Annotated in this window: 14 protein-coding genes; 6 read left to right on the top strand and 8 right to left on the bottom strand. The window is 50.9% G+C overall.

What is annotated here, in order from left to right:
• Position 1: 1 nt before the first annotated feature.
• The 3 genes from yidD to rpmH are packed head-to-tail and all read right to left on the bottom strand — an operon-like array spanning position 2 to position 735.
• Complete coding sequence (gene yidD, locus ACMHXI_RS12655) at positions 2–256, bottom strand: membrane protein insertion efficiency factor YidD (RefSeq protein WP_081737191.1); 255 nt, start codon at positions 254–256, stop codon at positions 2–4.
• Positions 223–579 carry a ribonuclease P protein component gene (gene rnpA, locus ACMHXI_RS12650; protein ID WP_025889662.1) on the bottom strand — a complete coding sequence of 119 codons (357 nt, stop codon included), beginning with the start codon at positions 577–579 and terminating at the stop codon, positions 223–225. The genes yidD and rnpA overlap by 34 nt, the downstream gene beginning before the upstream one ends.
• Positions 580–597: 18 nt before the next feature.
• Positions 598–735, bottom strand: coding sequence for a 50S ribosomal protein L34 (rpmH, locus tag ACMHXI_RS12645; RefSeq protein ID WP_011758135.1), 138 nt, complete (start codon positions 733–735; stop codon positions 598–600).
• Between the two features lie 440 nt (positions 736–1,175).
• Between rpmH and dnaA the strand changes: the two genes are divergently transcribed.
• From dnaA to ACMHXI_RS12620, 5 genes are all read left to right on the top strand, one after another.
• The gene (gene dnaA / locus ACMHXI_RS12640; RefSeq protein WP_025011718.1) at positions 1,176–2,564 is read left to right on the top strand and encodes a chromosomal replication initiator protein DnaA; all 1,389 of its coding nucleotides are present in this window, start codon (positions 1,176–1,178) and stop codon (positions 2,562–2,564) included.
• A gap of 15 nt (positions 2,565–2,579) precedes the next feature.
• Entirely contained in the window at positions 2,580–3,680 is a 1,101-nt protein-coding gene (gene dnaN / locus ACMHXI_RS12635) for a DNA polymerase III subunit beta (protein WP_107111426.1), read from the top strand.
• A 19-nt stretch (positions 3,681–3,699) separates the two neighbouring features.
• Positions 3,700–4,782: a DNA replication/repair protein RecF gene (gene recF, locus ACMHXI_RS12630; RefSeq protein WP_144133286.1), complete on the top strand. Its 1,083-nt coding sequence runs from the start codon at positions 3,700–3,702 to the stop codon at positions 4,780–4,782.
• Positions 4,783–4,798: 16 nt separating this feature from the next.
• Positions 4,799–7,216, top strand: a complete 2,418-nt coding sequence (gene gyrB, locus ACMHXI_RS12625; RefSeq protein WP_028780939.1) for a DNA topoisomerase (ATP-hydrolyzing) subunit B — start codon at positions 4,799–4,801, stop codon at positions 7,214–7,216.
• A 130-nt stretch (positions 7,217–7,346) separates the two neighbouring features.
• Entirely contained in the window at positions 7,347–8,393 is a 1,047-nt protein-coding gene (locus tag ACMHXI_RS12620; RefSeq protein ID WP_372584257.1) for an HDOD domain-containing protein, read from the top strand.
• A gap of 54 nt (positions 8,394–8,447) precedes the next feature.
• On the opposite strand, the gene glyS is transcribed toward ACMHXI_RS12620, so the two are convergent.
• Positions 8,448–10,517, bottom strand: a complete 2,070-nt coding sequence (gene glyS / locus ACMHXI_RS12615) for a glycine--tRNA ligase subunit beta (protein ID WP_117200133.1) — start codon at positions 10,515–10,517, stop codon at positions 8,448–8,450.
• A 10-nt stretch (positions 10,518–10,527) separates the two neighbouring features.
• The gene (glyQ, locus tag ACMHXI_RS12610) at positions 10,528–11,433 is read right to left on the bottom strand and encodes a glycine--tRNA ligase subunit alpha (protein ID WP_208192635.1); all 906 of its coding nucleotides are present in this window, start codon (positions 11,431–11,433) and stop codon (positions 10,528–10,530) included.
• A gap of 109 nt (positions 11,434–11,542) precedes the next feature.
• On the opposite strand from glyQ, the gene ACMHXI_RS12605 reads away from it, so the two are divergent.
• The gene (locus ACMHXI_RS12605; protein WP_044735603.1) at positions 11,543–12,106 is read left to right on the top strand and encodes a DNA-3-methyladenine glycosylase I; all 564 of its coding nucleotides are present in this window, start codon (positions 11,543–11,545) and stop codon (positions 12,104–12,106) included.
• A 331-nt stretch (positions 12,107–12,437) separates the two neighbouring features.
• Here ACMHXI_RS12605 and ACMHXI_RS12600 read toward each other — a convergent pair whose 3' ends face one another.
• The 3 genes from ACMHXI_RS12600 to tusA all read right to left on the bottom strand — a co-directional run bounded on the left by ACMHXI_RS12600 (position 12,438) and on the right by tusA (position 16,526).
• Entirely contained in the window at positions 12,438–15,686 is a 3,249-nt protein-coding gene (locus ACMHXI_RS12600; RefSeq protein ID WP_413735085.1) for an amidohydrolase family protein, read from the bottom strand.
• Positions 15,687–15,786: 100 nt separating this feature from the next.
• A complete protein-coding gene (locus ACMHXI_RS12595; RefSeq protein ID WP_144221316.1) occupies positions 15,787–16,257 on the bottom strand; it encodes an MOSC domain-containing protein in 471 nt (156 codons plus the stop codon).
• 23 nt (positions 16,258–16,280) lie between these two features.
• The gene (gene tusA, locus ACMHXI_RS12590) at positions 16,281–16,526 is read right to left on the bottom strand and encodes a sulfurtransferase TusA (RefSeq protein WP_054745266.1); all 246 of its coding nucleotides are present in this window, start codon (positions 16,524–16,526) and stop codon (positions 16,281–16,283) included.
• Positions 16,527–16,626 lie beyond the last annotated feature (100 nt).

Here is a 16,626-nt window from a genome sequence, read left to right as displayed (position 1 = left end):
CCTATTTATTACACCTGTCATTTTTAGGGGGGACGGGATCACTGCCGCCCGGATGTAAAGGGTGACATTTTAATATGCGTTTGATTGCAAACCAACTCCCTTTAATCGTTCCGTGCACTCGCACAGCTTCTATGGCGTAGTGAGAGCAGGTTGGATTAAAGCGACAGCGAGGCCCCAGCAGTGGGCTGATAAGGAGTTGATAGGCTCTGATAGCCTTGATTATCAGCCATTGAAACGGCGACTGAGTTTGCGCCATAACTTTTCTACCAGCTTTCTGAGCTGTTCATTATCCATATCCAGCACACCGCCGCGAACCAGCACCACTATGTCCAGTGGAGGTAAATCATGTTGATTAAGGCGGAAGCTATCTCGGATCACCCGCTTGATGCGATTGCGTTGATTGGCTCTCTTTACATGGCGTTTGGCCACAGTAAGTCCAAGACGCGGATGTTGCATCTCATTGGGTACAGCAAGCAGGGTTATTTCAGCTGAGGAGGCTTTAATGGGGTTGGTAAATACAGTTTTGAATTGCGCGGGAGTTAGCAAGCGTAACTCCCGCGTAAAGGTGTAACGAGTCACCTAGTTGTCTACTCGCAATTAAGCAGACAGACGAGCGCGACCTTTGGCACGGCGACGAGCCAGTACCTTACGGCCGTTCGCTGTAGCCATACGAGCGCGGAAGCCGTGAGAACGCTTGCGCTTCAGGTTGCTAGGTTGAAAAGTACGTTTACTCATGATGGCAATCCGTCTTTGTTAGTGAATTTACCTTATCTCTCGTACGAGGTAAGGGCAAAAAAGAGGCCGAATTGTAATCACTTTAGTCAGAGCAGTCAACACGCGCAGCCCTTCTCAAGGTAATTTATCTCGGCATTTTCGCGATCTGTAGAGCAGAGTTCACCACAGGATGTGGATAACTCTGTGTACGGACACTACATCTTGTGGATCCATTGATCTCTTGGCAGATCGGCGGTCGCTGATTATAGATCAGGGTGGATCGCTTTATAAAGCGGGATTTTAACCGCTTCACCAAATAGTGGATCTTGGTGGATCGATCCGGATCCGGTGGATCTGATGATTGGGATCCGGCTGGGGATAATTACACTTAAAGGATAGCGATTATTCAGATCTCACTATAGAATACCCTCCTTTCGAGGCGATCTTTTGGGGATAAGTAAGTGGCGGTTTCACTTTGGCAACAATGTATCGGACGACTGCAAGATGAGCTTTCTGCTCAACAATTCAGTATGTGGATCAGACCGTTACAGGCCGAAATGGATGGGGATACCCTGGTGATCTATGCACCAAACCGGTTCGTGCTTGATTGGGTTCGGGATAAATATCTCAACATTATCAATCAGTTTTTTACTGAGCATTTGGGCAATGATGCGCCAAAACTCAGGTTTGATATCGGTAGTCGTCCGTCGGCCAAGCCCCAAGTTCAGACCCCAACTGCGACCAAGGCCTCTGTCAGTGCCCCCAAGAGTGCGGCCGGTAAAGGTGCAACCTTTAATACTGCCGCTGAACCGGCCGTAAACCACAGCTATCGCAGCAATATTAACCCCACTTACCAATTCGACAACTTTGTTGAAGGTAAGTCCAACCAACTGGGTAAGGCGGCCGCATTGCAGGTGGCTGAAAACCCGGGTGGTGCCTATAACCCTCTGTTTCTATATGGCGGTACCGGTTTGGGTAAGACTCACCTACTGCACGCCGTAGGCAACGGCATTATCAAGAATAATCCTAACGCCAAAGTGGTTTATATGCACTCAGAGCGTTTTGTGCAGGACATGGTCAAGGCGTTGCAAAACAATGCCATCGAAGACTTCAAGCGTTACTATCGCAGTGTTGATGCTCTGTTTATCGATGACATTCAGTTTTTTGCCAATAAAGACAGATCCCAGGAAGAGTTTTTCCACACCTTTAATGCCTTGCTGGAAGGCAATCACCAGATCATTTTGACATCGGATCGGTATCCGAAAGAGATCGACGGTGTGGAAGATCGGCTCAAGTCGCGCTTTGGCTGGGGTCTTACCGTGGCCATCGAGCCGCCTGAGCTGGAAACCCGGGTCGCCATTTTGATGCGCAAGGCGCAGGAGAGTGGGATCAACTTGCCGGATGAAGTGGCCTTCTTCATCGCCAAGCGCTTACGCTCCAACGTGCGTGAACTGGAAGGGGCATTGAACCGGGTTATCGCTAATGCCAACTTTACCGGTCGGCCAATAACCATTGATTTTGTGCGCGAAGCCTTGCGTGACCTCTTGGCTCTGCAGGAAAAATTAGTCACTATAGACAACATTCAGAAAACAGTGGCTGAATACTACAAGATCAAGATGGCCGATATGCTGTCCAAGCGCCGTTCCCGCAGTGTGGCGAGACCGAGGCAGATGGCCATGGCGTTATCTAAAGAATTAACCAATCAGAGCTTACCTGAGATAGGGGATGCTTTTGGTGGTCGTGACCATACAACTGTGTTGCATGCCTGCCGCAAGATTGCACAGCTGCGGGAAGAGAGTCACGACATTAAAGAAGATTATGCCAACTTGATTAGAACCTTATCTTCTTAATCAGGGAACAGGACCATGAAATTTTCGATCGATAGGGATGCCCTATTAAAGCCGCTCCAGTTGGTCAGTGGCGCGGTGGAAAGACGCCATAACTTGCCTATTCTGGCAAACCTCCTGGTGGAAGTAAGTAATCACTCACTCAAGATGACGGGTACAGATCTTGAGGTGGAACTGGTCGGCAGTGCCGAGGTCAGTGGCGAAGTGCAGGAAGGTCGCACCACAGTGCCGGCCAAGAAACTGCTCGATATCGTCAAGTCACTGCCTGAGCAGAGCGAAATCAAAATCGAACAGCAGGAAAACAAGTGGCTGCTTCGCAGCGGTCGCAGCCGTTTCTCGTTGGCGACGCTACCGGCGGAAGAATACCCCAATGTCGAGAGTTTCCAGCCCGCCATCGAATTTAACCTCAAGCAGGGCACACTCAAGTCACTGATAGACGCCACTCAGTTTTCCATGGCCAACCAGGATGTGCGTTACTATCTCAACGGTTTGCTGCTGGAAACCGAGGGTAATGTACTGCGCGCCATTGCAACAGACGGCCACCGCTTGGCTCTGAGTCACAGAGAAATAGCAGCCTCTTTGCCGGAAAATCAGGTGATCGTGCCTCGTAAAGGGGTGATGGAGCTGGCTCGCTTGCTGGACAGTGAAGAGCAGGATATCCATATTGCCATTGGTGATAACGCCATTCGTGCTACCACCGCCAGCGCCGTGTTCACCAGTAAGCTGGTGGATGGCCGCTTCCCGGATTATCGCCGGGTATTGCCCAAAGGCGGCGACAAGATAGTGCTGGCCAGTCGCAATCAGCTTAAGCAAGCACTATTGCGGGCTTCTATCCTGTCCAATGAGAAATTCCGTGGTGTCAGGGTGCAGCTGGAAAATGCGCTGCTCAAGATCACCGCCAATAACCCTGAGCAGGAAGAAGCCGAAGAGATAATCGATGTGGATTACGCCGGTCAGCCGCTCGAAATCGGCTTCAACGTCTCTTATCTGCTGGATGTGCTCAATGGTCTCAAGGCCGATGAAGTGAGGATCACTCTCAGTGACGGTAACTCCAGTGCCTTGATTGAAAACCACGTCGAGGAAGACTCCATGTACGTGGTGATGCCGATGCGCCTCTAGGGGCGACTTTGGGCCATAAATGAGTCTAACTCGTCTCAATATTCAAGCTTTTCGTAATATCGATTCAGCCCAACTGCTCCCCGGCACTGGGCTGAATCTTATTTACGGCCAAAATGGCAGTGGCAAAACCAGTGTCCTGGAGGCGATTTACTTTCTGGGGATGGGGCGCTCGTTTCGCAGTCATCTGTCTCAGAGGGTGATCAATAACCAACAGGAACAGTTGACCCTGTTTGCCAATTTGAGCCTGCCATCCGGTGACAGTAAGTTGGGGCTACGGCGGTTTCGCAGCGGCGAAACCGAGGTCAGAATGGATGGCGAGAAGATAAAACGCCTGTCTGTGCTGGCCGACACCTTGCCTATTCAGGTAATAACCCCAGAGAGCTTTTCGCTATTGTTTGAAGGCCCCAAGGCCAGGCGCCAGTTTATCGATTGGGGCGCGTTTCATTGCGATCCCCAGTTTTATCAGGCCTGGGTCAATGTAAGGCGGATCCTCAAGCAACGTAATCAATTACTTAAGGATGGTGCAGCCTACCAGCAAATCGCATACTGGGACCGGGATTTTATCCGTTATACCGAGTTGGTCACCGAGATACGAAAGGCATATGTAGACTCGTTAAATGAGCTACTTAAGGGTATAATCGGGGAGTTTTTACCACAGGTTGATATCAAGGTTTCCTTTACCCGTGGTTGGGATAGTAAAACTGAGTTTTCGACCCTGTTACAGGCGTCTTATTCCCGGGATCTATCCATGGGGCACACCGTCAGTGGCCCCCATAAAGCCGACTTGAGACTCAGAGTGGGTAATCTACCCGCTCAGGATGCTTTGTCCCGTGGTCAGCTGAAGTTGTTGGTGTGTGCACTGCGAATAGCACAAGGAAAGTTGCTTAAACAACAAATAGATAAGAATAGTATCTATCTGGTCGACGATCTGCCGTCAGAGTTGGATGCGAAACACAGGAAGTTATTGCTGCGGCAGTTGAGCGAAACCGGGGCGCAAGTGTTTGTCACTGCGATTGACCCGGCAGCAATATCAGATTCATTAAGCACGCCCCCAAGCCGGATTTTTCAGGTGGAACAGGGGCGGGTAACGGTCATTGAATAACCGATGAGAGAATAATATGTCAGAGAACAGTTACGATTCTTCGAGTATCAAGGTCCTTAAGGGCCTTGATGCGGTACGTAAAAGACCTGGGATGTATATTGGTGATACCGACGATGGCACGGGTCTGCATCACATGGTATTCGAAGTCGTCGATAACTCTATCGATGAAGCTTTGGCGGGCCACTGCAGTGACATAGTGATCACCATCCATGTTGATGGCTCTGTATCTGTCAAAGATGATGGTCGTGGTATTCCGGTCGCCATTCACCCTGAAGAAGGGGTATCGGCTGCCCAGGTTATTATGACAGTGCTGCACGCCGGCGGTAAGTTCGACGACAACTCCTATAAAGTTTCCGGTGGTTTGCACGGTGTGGGTGTGTCAGTGGTTAACGCCCTGTCGGAAAAGCTGCAGTTGACCATTCGCCGCGATGGCAAGGTTTATGAGCAGTTCTACAAGCACGGTGAGCCGCAAGAGCCTATCAAGGAAATCGGTGAAGCAACCAAGACAGGTACTGAAATTCGTTTCTGGCCCAGCCATGAAACCTTTACTGATACCGAGTTTCACTATGAGCTGCTGGCCAAACGTATTCGCGAGCTTTCATTCCTGAACTCAGGCGTGGGTATCCGTCTTATTGACGAGCGCGACAACAAAGATGAGTTTTTCCACTATGAGGGCGGTATCAAGGCCTTCGTAGAGTACCTGAACCGTAACAAGACTCCGGTGAATAAGGATGTATTCCACTTCTCCCAAGAGCGGGAAGATGGCATCACTGTTGAAGTGGCCATGCAGTGGAATGACGGTTTCCAGGAAAGCATTTTCTGTTTTACCAACAACATTCCCCAGCGTGATGGTGGTACTCACCTGGCAGGTTTCCGGGCGGCATTGACCCGTAACCTGAACAACTACATGGAGAATGAGGGCTTCAACAAGAAGGGCAAGACCAACGCCACAGGTGATGATGCCCGTGAAGGCCTGACCGCTGTGGTTTCTGTGAAGGTTCCTGACCCCAAGTTCAGCTCCCAAACCAAAGACAAGCTGGTTTCCAGTGAGGTCAAAGGCGCCGTGGAACAGACCATGGGTGAGAAGCTGAATGACTATCTGCTGGAAAACCCAGCCGATGCCAAGATGATTGTTGGCAAGATTATCGACGCTGCCCGCGCCCGTGAAGCGGCCCGTAAAGCCCGCGAGATGACACGTCGTAAAGGTGCCCTGGATTTGGGTGGTTTACCGGGTAAATTGGCGGACTGTCAGGAAAAAGACCCTGGTCTTTCTGAAATCTACATAGTGGAGGGTGATTCGGCCGGCGGTAGTGCCAAACAGGGCCGAAACAGAAAGAACCAGGCTATTTTGCCACTCAAGGGTAAAATTCTTAACGTAGAGAAGGCTCGCTTCGACAAGATGCTGTCTTCTCAGGAAGTGGCGACTCTTATCACAGCCCTTGGCTGCGGTATCGGCCGTGATGAATATGATCCGGAAAAAACCCGTTACCACTACATCATCATCATGACGGATGCTGACGTCGACGGCTCGCACATTCGTACGCTGCTGTTGACCTTCTTCTTCCGTCAGATGCCTGAGCTGATCGAGCGTGGCTTTGTTTATATTGCCCAGCCTCCTTTGTTCAAAGTGAAGAAAGGCAAGCAGGAGCAGTATCTGAAAGATGAGCCGGCATTGACTGAATACTTGACCACTCAGGCTCTTGATGGCGGCTGCATCTATCCGTCCAAGGATGCACCGGCCATGTCTGGTGAAGGCTTGGAGCGTCTGGTTAATCAGTATCGCGAAGTGGAAGCCATCATTGAGCGCTTGGAAAAGCGTTACCCAACCAATGTGACCAACCGCATGCTGTATCGTCCACGGGTGACCGCCGAAATGCTGGCCGATGAGGCCGCTATGACCACTTGGTGCAAAGGCCTGCTGCAGGATCTTGAAGATGAAGAGAATGGCGGCGTTATCTACAAGATGGAAACTGTGCTGGACCCAGAGCGTAAGGTGTATCTGCCGCAGCTCATTGTGCGCAAACACGGTATAGATACCCATTATCTGTTTGGTTATGACTTCTTCCATTCCAGCGATTATGAGCGTATCGCCAAGCTGGGTGAGCAGATCTGTGATCTGATTGAAGACGGCGGCTATGTTAAACGCGGTGAGCGGGTCAAAGAGGTCAGCAGTTTTGTTGAAGCACTTGACTGGCTGATTGCTGAGTCCAAGCGCGGTCTCTATATCCAGCGCTATAAAGGACTGGGTGAAATGAACCCAGAGCAGCTATGGGAAACCACCATGGATCCCGAGAGCCGCCGCATGTTGCAGGTCACTATTGAAGATGCGATAGCGGCCGATCAGCTGTTTACCACTCTGATGGGCGATCAGGTTGAGCCAAGACGCGACTTTATCGAAGCCAACGCCCTCAACGTGGCTAACCTCGACGTTTAATCAAACAGCTTGTTATCTTTAAAAGAAAGGCCTCAGGCCTTCCTTTTTTATTGGGTGTTTACCGCGTTAACTTTAGGAAATAGCGATTATACTGAACCATCTGGGGTGGAATAATTGCGCAGGAAATCAAGTGATAGGAATCTTCAGGAAACTGTTTAATGTCAGGGAAAACGTTGAAGTAGAGCGACCAAAAAGCTTCAACGAAGCCCCGCCCAATATCCAGCATGAGCAGCAAGCATTGAGCCGCTCGCGGGAGACTGAGGCTGACGAGCTGGTGGCTGCCGTCGATGCTACTGCACTGTTTTACAGTTTACTGTTCTCCGTCAGCAGCCAGAATAGCGGTGGCGTTGCCAATAAACTCGAAAAGCGAGTCATGAGCGACATTGAGCAGGCACTGGCCTCACCGCAGCAGATTGCCGATTCTGTACTGCAGATCCCTGGTCGTATACTGGAGCTGGACAACAAACTCAGCGATCCAGAATTTGATAGTCAGGATATAGTGGTACTGATTCAGCAAGATCCCGTATTGAGTGCCGAGGTGATCCGCATCTGTAACTCGGCGGCTTTTCGCCGCAGCGAGCGGCAGATAACCAGTCTCCAGCAGGCTCTGGTTCAACTGGGCAGCAACAGACTAAGACGGATAGTGACTACCTGCATGATGAAAGAGATGATAGATATCAAACCCATCTACTTTCGCCGTTTTGGGGCCCATTTGTGGCGCCATTCACTACAGGTGGCTTTCCTGGCCGGAGAACTGGAAACCGAAGAACCGGATACAGCTTTTATGGTGGGGCTGCTGCACGATGTTGGCAAGATAGCTATCTTCAAGCTGTTGCTCGATGCTTTCAATCAGGCCGACCCTGGCGAGCAGCCCAAGTCCTGGCTGTTCCGTCAGGTGATGACGGCGCGCTCCTTGTCATTGAGTAGCCTGCTGGTGAGTTGCTGGCAGTTACCCAAGGCATTTGAGATTGTACTGCAACCTCTGGCCAATGTCGGTGCCAAGCCGGAAAATCGTTTAAGCCAGCTGATTTGGCAAGCCAATCTGATCAGTGAATGCTCTATGCTGGTGGAAGAGGATAAGTTGCCCCCGGAATTGCTGGATGCCTTGTTGAAGGAAGCCAATGTCAGCCGGGAAATGTTTGAACAGTGGCATCAGAAACTGCTTGAAATAAAATGAAAAAACGCGCCTTTCGGCGCGTTTTTTAGCTGTTTGGCATCACTGCAACTGCCATCACTGCAACAGTGATATATCGGCCACTCGCAGGAACTGATTCCGCAGCTGGTTCAGCAGTGCCAGACGATTGCGGCGCAGCGCCTCATCGTCGGCCATTACCATCACATCTTCAAAGAAGGTATCTACCGGCTCTTTCAGCGTCGATAGCAGGGTCAATCCTTGTTGATATTCCCCTTTGGCAAACAAGGGCTCAAGTTGTGGCTGAAGTGAGCTCAGAACTTGATTCAGGGCCTTCTCGGCATCTTCCTGCAGCAGGGCAGTATCGACTTCGCTTGGTAATTCACCTTCAACCTTGGCGAGAATATTGGAAACCCGCTTGTTGGCTGCGGCCAGAGAGGCGGCTTGCTCCAGGCTGCGGAAATGGCTGACGGCCTGGATACGGCTGTCAAAGTCGGCCGGACGAGTCGGCCGACGGGCCAGAACCGCCAGAATCACATCGGTACTGATGCCTTTATCCTGATACCAGGCGCGGAAACGGCCCATCAGGAATTCCAGCACCTCTTCGGCGCAGTGCTGATTGCTGAGGTTGCTGCCGTGAGCCTTGATGGCGCAGCCAATCAGTTCGACCAGATCCAGTGGCAGTTTGTTCTCAACAATGATCCTCAGTACACCTATGGCCGCGCGGCGCAGGGCAAAGGGGTCGGCAGCGCCTTTAGGAGCCTGGCCGATACCGAATATCCCGGTCAGGGTATCCAGCTTCTCTGCCAGTGCAACGGCGCAGGATACCGGCGCTGTAGGCACAGTATCACCGGAGAACTTGGGCTTGTACTGTTCTTCCAATGCCAGTGCAACGGCTTCGGTTTCCCCTTCGAGGCGCGCGTAATGCATACCCATGGTGCCTTGGGTGTCGGTAAATTCCATAACCATATTGGTCATCAAATCGGCCTTGGACAACAGACCGGCCCGCTTGGCATCGGCTTGGTTGGCATCGATTTTGGCCGCAATGGCTTCGGCCACACAGGAGATGCGCTCCACTCTGTCTTTAAGGGTGCCCAATTGCTTCTGGAATACCACGGTTTCCAGGCTGGCAATGCGTGACTCGAGTGATTGCTTTTTATCTGTGTTAAAGAAGAATTCGGCATCGGCAAGGCGGGGGCGGACAACTTTCTCATTTCCGGCAATGATTTGCGCCGGATCTTTGGACTCAATATTGGTCACAAAGATGAAGTTGGGCATCAGCTTATTGTTGCCATCAAATACCGGGAAGTATTTCTGATCGCCTTTCATTGTGTAGACCAGAGCCTCGGCGGGCACCTGCAAAAACTTCTCTTCGAAAGCCGCTGTCAGTACCACAGGCCATTCAACCAAGGAGGCGACTTCTTCAAGCAGTTCGTCGGCGATATCGGCACGGCCACCCAACTCGGCAGCGGCTTTTTCGGCGTCTGTCTTGATGATATCCATTCTGGCCTGATAGTCGGCAATCACCTTGCCGCGCTCTTTCAAGCTGCTGAGGTAGTTGTCGGCATGATCCAGCTCGAAGCTGGCTTCGCCCATAAAGCGGTGACCACGAATGGTACGTGCCGAGGTGACACCCAACAGCTCACCGGCAACCAGCTTGTCACCCAACAACATGGTAACTGTATGCACGGGGCGAATAAATTGAGTCTTGTTGCTGCCCCAGCGCATAGGCTTGGGGATAGGCAGCTTGTCCAGGGCGCGCTGGGCCATGGCCGGGATCAGGCTTTCAGTGGTCACACCTTCAACCTTGGCGCGGTGCAGCAGCCATTCCCCCTTGTCTGTCACCAGACGCTCGGCTTCGGCAACGCTGATACCATTGCCGCGGGCCCAGCCTTCGGCGGCCTTGGTTGGCTTGCCGTCGGCATCAAAGGCCGAGCTGACTGCTGGGCCTCTTTTCTCAACCACTTTATCCTGTTGTGCCAGGGCCAGTTGCTCTACGTAGAGCGCTAAACGGCGCGGAGCGGCATACCAGTGTGCCTTGCTATAGCTGAGTTCGGCCTTGTCCAGCTCTTCGCAGAAGTTGTTTACAAAAGACTCTGCCAGAGTGCGCAAAGCTTTTGGTGGCAGCTCTTCGGTACCTATCTCTATGAGTAAGTTGTCAAAATTCATTAGTTCTACCTCATTTGCACATTGGGAAGCCCAGGGCTTCACGCGCCTGGTAATAAGCTTCGGCTACCGCCTTGGCCATGGTGCGCACCCGCAGGATATAGCGCTGACGCTCGGTCACAGAGATGGCGTGACGGGCATCGAGCAGGTTGAAGGCGTGTGAGGCCTTCATCACTTGCTCATAAGCGGGCAGAGGCAGAGGTTTTTCCAGTGAAAGCAGATGCTGACAGGTTTTTTCGCACTGATCGAACAGACCGAACAGGAAGTTGACATCGGCATGTTCAAAGTTGTAGGTCGACTGCTCCACTTCGTTTTGGTGGAACACGTCACCATAGGTGATCCTTCCCATTGGGCCGTCGGTCCACACCAGATCATAGACGCTGTCTACGCCTTGAATATACATGGCAAGACGTTCTAGACCATAGGTGATTTCGCCGGTTACCGGGCTACATTCGAGGCCACCAACCTGTTGGAAATAGGTGAACTGGCTGACTTCCATACCGTTGAGCCAAACTTCCCAGCCCAGGCCCCAAGCACCCAGGGTAGGTGATTCCCAGTTGTCTTCAACGAAACGGATATCATGGATACTTGGGTCTACACCCAGGGCCTGCAGTGAGCCCAGGTACAGCTCCTGAATATTATCCGGTGAAGGTTTCAATACGACCTGAAACTGATAGTAGTGCTGAAGACGGTTGGGGTTTTCACCATAGCGGCCGTCGGTAGGGCGGCGCGATGGTTGGACATACGCGCTGCTCATCGGCTCTGGGCCCAATGAACGCAAAAAGGTTTGTGGATGGAAGGTGCCGGCACCGACCTCCATGTCCAGGGGTTGAACTATGGCGCAACCTTGCTGCGCCCAGTATTCTTGCAGGGTTAAGATAAAACCCTGGAATGTCTTCACGTCGTGTTTCGTCGTCATATCTACTGCTGTCAGCTATTAATAGAAAATGGTTTCGATTATACCTTGTCGATATAGGCTTATGTAGGTTATTTTTTATCGGATTTAACGATTTAAGGGATTTTGAGTAATGGATATAGTTCGTTGTGGCTGGGTGACTGATGATCCTCTCTATCAGGAATATCACGATAAGGTATGGGGAAGGCCGGTTTACGATGCCAAAGAACTGTTTGCCAAGCTCTGTCTCGATGGTCAGCAGGCTGGTTTGTCTTGGCTGACCATACTCAAAAAGCAGGCTAACTATGAACGCGCCTTTGCCGGGTTTGATCCCCAAGTCATTGCCGGGTTCGACCAAGCCAAGATAGAGGAATTGCTACAAGACCCAGGGATAGTGCGCAATCGAGCCAAGGTGAATTCCATAGTTCGAAACGCCAAGGCATATCTGGCATTTGTGGAACAAGGTAATGATTTTTCAGAATTTCTTTGGGGTTTCGTCGGCGGGATACCCAAAGTGAATCGCTTTGAAACCCTGACTCAGGTTCCTGCTCAGACACCCGAGTCGGAGGCTATGTCCAAGGCGCTGAAAAAACTGGGGTTTAACTTCTGTGGCCCGACGATTTGCTATGCCTTTATGCAGGCTGTAGGCATGGTCAACGATCATCTGTTGGATTGCTGTTGTTATCCCCATGATTAAATTTTCCCGGCGTCGCCGTTTTTTGCTGCTACTGTTCAGTTCTGGTCCGGGGCCTGGGCCCTTTGCGACGATAATCTATCTGCCATTGTGCATGCTATTCTGGATGTTTATCGCATTTGCCTTGGGTCGATTATTGACGCTTAGTGATGGCGTTAGTGTGTTTATTGGAGCGCTATTTACATTGCCAACTCTGGCGCTGGTGAACTTGTGGGCCGTTCGGGTGGGTGATACTTTACTGCGACTCAGCTTTGGCAAACAAGCCATCATGCCTACACTCATCCGCTTCCTGTTGCCGGCGCTTGTTAGCTACCTACTGTTATCTTTGGTACTGCTACTGCTTATAAAATAAAAGGATGTTCCACGTGGAACATCCTTCCGTATTTACGTCGGGCTTAATCTTTTTTTTAATCTCTTCAAAGAAGAAGGGCTGACGCTGCTTCTTATCACCATTGAGTTGATTCATGGTTTCGGCATCATAGAGTTTGCCATTGACCATAGTATGAGTGACCCTGTCTGTGACCCTAATATCCTCCAGTGGGTTACCGTCGATAACAATAAGGTCGGCTAATTTGCCCGGCGTTATCGAACCAAGTTGATGGTCCATAGCGAAGGTCTTGGCGGGATAAAGCGTTGCTGTCTTCAGCACTTCCATATTGCTCATACCGCCCTGGGCAAACATCCACATCTCCCAATGAGCAGCCAAGCCTTCGCGTTGACCATGGGCACCAATGTTGGGATGAATCCCCAATTGATTCACCTCATTGGCGACTCTGGCTACATTGAAGTGGTTGTAATGTTCATCCGGTGCAGTAGGCCTTCTCATGGAGCGAGCCCGCAACAGATCGGCTGGAACATATTTTGACAATCGTGGATGAGCCCAGACATCAGTCTTGTCGTACCAATAGTTTTCACCCGAAATGCCACCATAGGCCACTACCAGGGTGGGGGTGTAACCAACTTGGGTTTGGCTCCAGAACTGCTTAATGTCGTCGTAGATTGCTGCAGCCGGCAGGGAGTGTTCCACTGTGGTGTGGCCATCGGCAATCATGGTGAGATTATGCTGCAGCAGGCTTCCTCCCTCTGGAACCACCATCATCTCCAGTTCTCTGGCGGCGGCTATGACTTGTTGACGCTGATTGCGTCTGGGTTGGTTATAGCTCTTGACGCTGAAAGCGCCGACTTTTTTAAGTCGTTCGAGGTGGAATTTGGCATCATCCAATGAGTCTATGTGGCTGGTGTAGCCAGGTAAGTTGGCACCATAGAGTATGGTGCCGGTAGAGAAGATCCGCGGACCAACAATCTTTCCGGCTTTTTGTTGCTCGCTGGCAGCAAAAATTTCTGTAGTGTCATTGGAGGGATCATGGATGCTGGTAACCCCCAAGGCCAAGCCGGCATATAGCTGCCAGTTCTGCTGGGGGATGATTTCGTTTTCTCCTTGAGCGCCATGTGCATGGGCGTCAAACAGACCCGGCATCAGTGTCTTACCTGAGATATCCACTAGCATGGCATCATCCGGAATAGCCATGCCGGCTTCACCCACGGCTTGGATATGGTTATCTTTCACCAACACCACACCCTTATCTATGACCCTATCATTCTCCATTGTGATGATCTTACCGCCGACGAAAGCGATTGTTCCACGTGGAACATCCATCTCTGTCTGAAAACCAATCTCAGTAACTTGGACCTTGTCCTTAGCATTCTTCTCTCGATAGTCGTTATCCAGGCTCACTTGATAGAGTTCTGGGCCAAGGGTCCAATAGAGTTGATCGCTGTTGGCGCCCCAACTGATACTCTCACCGGCGCGGGTACTGAGCTGTGTTACCGGTAAATTAGTCGCCTTAGGCCCGATATCAACGGTTTCACCATGCTTGGCGAATGGGGTGACCCAAACCCGGAAACGCTCGGCAAACGCGAGCTGTTTACCATCGGGAGATACCCTGAATTCTGTGGCGTGTTTGCCGGAGTAGTGTACCCGTTTATCGAAACCACTAAGTGATATCGAGGCTAGCTGCGGCGTTTCACCACTCTCCATAAAGTAGACTCTGTCATTGTCGGCACCAAACTGTGGTTGGAAGCCCTGAGCTGAGAGTTTCTTTAGTTCTTTACCATTGCTGTCAACCAAGTAGAGGCCGGGATCCTGACTCCAGGTTTTTGGGGTAATATAGCCGCCGGCAATTTTACGAAACACCACCTGTTTGCCATCGGGAGAGAAGGTTGGCTCGATATATTTCCCCGGCTCTTGGGTAAGTGTTGTGGTTTTTCCTCCTCGGGCACTGATGGTTCTAACGCTGCCTTGTTGCTGATCATTCCATGTGGTAAACACCACTCGCTTACCGTCACGGGACCATTGAGGGAATAACTCTTCCAACTGTTCATCCAAACGGGTCAGGCGTTTCGGTTTGCCGTCCGGCAGCTGTTTTATCCAGATTTTTCCTAGAGCTTCGTAGATGACTTTGGTTCCATCTGGCGACACCTGAGCCATGCGCAGCATTTTGACATCCAGTTGTTGCTGATCTATATCCTGCTTAAAGCGCACCGCCGGTTGCACAGCAAGCTCTGTGGTGACATTGAATGGGATCTCTGCCGTTTGCTTGGAAGCCAATTCGAGTTTGTGGATTTTGCCTTTTGCCCAGAAATAGATCTCTGCACTATCTGGACTCCAGGCCATAGTGGGATAGACACCGTGTATCGCCCAGGTTTCCTGCATGTCTCTGTCAAGGTTGCCATAGAGCTTTTGCTCTTTACCGGAAGCCAGATCCAACAGGTATAAGGTTGACTGAAAACCGTCGCGTTTGATATAGGCCAACTGTTTACCATCCGGGCTCGGAGTAGGCCTGATAGCACCACCTGTGCCTTCGATAAGCACTTCGATATCCCCGGTTTGGGTATCGTAGCGCTTTATCTTGTATATGCCTTTGACCGAGTCTTTGGAGTAGTGAAAGGTCTTGCCTGGGGTGGCATCTTGGCTGAAGTAGATATATCGGCCGTCAGGGGAATAGGCGGGTTCACCCAAATCTTTCTGATCATTTGGCCGCTCGGTGAGTTTAACTCCTTCGCCACCGGCAATATGATAAAGCCAGACTTCCCCGGCTCCTAGACTGCGACTGGCTGTGAAGTGCTTTCGCGCCACCAGATACTGGGAGTCTGGGCTCCAGGCCGGGCTGTTGAGTAGGCGGAATGTTTCATTGGTTACCGGACGCGGATTACTGCCGTCAGCATTCATTACCCAGATGTTGTCGCCGCCATCTTGATCCGATGTAAAGGCAATGTATTTTCCATCTGGGCTATAGACAGGTTGCATCTGCCAGGCTATGCCTTGTGCCAGAGGTTTGGCTTCGCCGCCCTGAGCGGGAATTCTGTAGATGTCACCCAGCAGATCAAAAACCAGATATTTGCCATCCGGACTCAGGCTCAGATTCATCCAGGTACCTTCAGATACCTGAATTTTGGCTTGTTCAAGAGGAGCGTTCAGCGGGGCATTGACATCCCACTTGGGGGCTTGATCGTCACTGAATGCCGAAGCTGAAAAGAGCAATGAAACAGCTGTGTACAGAGGGGTTAGTTTAGGTCTCAACATGACAGCGGCCTTATTTTAGTTATCGGTTACCGACTGTCTGTTATCTCACAAATTTGTTAACAGTAAAACCTCAATACTGTATCAATTGGTTTTCCATGTTTTATAAGTCTAAGTTGCGATTTGGCCAGCTATCGAGTAACTGAGCCGGGTCTTGAGGCCTGATTTTCCCCGGATTGATCACTTTGGCGGTACAGCCACCACGCCAACCAGGCATTAATGCTGCTTCCAACCCAGGGTGTGCTTGCTCCATTTTGCCGCAAGGGTCAGTTTCTCCGGTAAGTTCAAGTACCAGTTGCTCACCAATCTTCAGGTATTTACCCACCAACTCAGGTGCAAACTCCAGACCATCCAGCAGCAAGTTGGCTCTGCGGCTCGTCCAGGGAAGCTCTGTCTGCAATTGAGCACAGGCTTGTTGCCACTGTTGTTGAGACAACAGCGTCACCTGACGCTTTCCCGGTTTACCGAAAACGTCGCCCTCTACACCCTGGGCCAAACTGACTTCGGCATAAGGCAATAAATCCATCGGGGCATTTCTTTGCTTTTTATGGGCGATAGCGAGTAGGGTAATCATAGGTTCCTTCCTGATGGAGTTAATTAGAGACCCTTCTTAATCAAATATTGATAAGGCAGGCTATCCGTTTGGCTGGCCACCAAGGTGTGGTCCATAAACTGGCAAAAGCTGGGAATATCTCTAGTGGTAGCCGGATCATCGGCGATGATGAGTAGCGTTTCTCCTTCGGCCATATGACGGACTTTTTTACGAACCATCATGACAGGTTCCGGACACCTCAAACCTAAAGCATCCAGTTGATGTTGGGCACTGGCGAAGACCTGACTCATATAACCTCTTACAACGAGAACAACAGAAGTGGCTAATATTACTCCAAGGCAGCGGTCAAACCAAGTTGGCAGCTATTTTTTGTGCTCTACCGCATTGTTC

The organism is Shewanella sp. BJSY2023SW005 (assembly GCF_047314585.1).
GTDB lineage: Bacteria > Pseudomonadota > Gammaproteobacteria > Enterobacterales > Shewanellaceae > Shewanella > Shewanella algae.
Note: the sequence above shows the minus strand (reverse complement) of the source record. Positions and strands in the feature narration are given on the sequence as shown.

Excerpts from the sequence above, each read along its gene's own strand:
- yidD (WP_081737191.1), bottom strand. The coding sequence starts at position 256 with ATGGCGCAAACTCAGTCGCCGTTTCAATGGCTGATAATCAAGGCTATC.
- rpmH (WP_011758135.1), bottom strand. The coding sequence starts at position 735 with ATGAGTAAACGTACTTTTCAACCTAGCAACCTGAAGCGCAAGCGTTCT.
- dnaN (WP_107111426.1), top strand. The coding sequence starts at position 2,580 with ATGAAATTTTCGATCGATAGGGATGCCCTATTAAAGCCGCTCCAGTTG.
- recF (WP_144133286.1), top strand. The coding sequence starts at position 3,700 with ATGAGTCTAACTCGTCTCAATATTCAAGCTTTTCGTAATATCGATTCA.
- gyrB (WP_028780939.1), top strand. The coding sequence starts at position 4,799 with ATGTCAGAGAACAGTTACGATTCTTCGAGTATCAAGGTCCTTAAGGGC.
- glyS (WP_117200133.1), bottom strand. The coding sequence starts at position 10,517 with ATGAATTTTGACAACTTACTCATAGAGATAGGTACCGAAGAGCTGCCA.
- glyQ (WP_208192635.1), bottom strand. The coding sequence starts at position 11,433 with ATGACGACGAAACACGACGTGAAGACATTCCAGGGTTTTATCTTAACC.
- ACMHXI_RS12605 (WP_044735603.1), top strand. The coding sequence starts at position 11,543 with ATGGATATAGTTCGTTGTGGCTGGGTGACTGATGATCCTCTCTATCAG.
- ACMHXI_RS12600 (WP_413735085.1), bottom strand. The coding sequence starts at position 15,686 with ATGTTGAGACCTAAACTAACCCCTCTGTACACAGCTGTTTCATTGCTC.
- ACMHXI_RS12595 (WP_144221316.1), bottom strand. The coding sequence starts at position 16,257 with ATGATTACCCTACTCGCTATCGCCCATAAAAAGCAAAGAAATGCCCCG.
- tusA (WP_054745266.1), bottom strand. The coding sequence starts at position 16,526 with ATGAGTCAGGTCTTCGCCAGTGCCCAACATCAACTGGATGCTTTAGGT.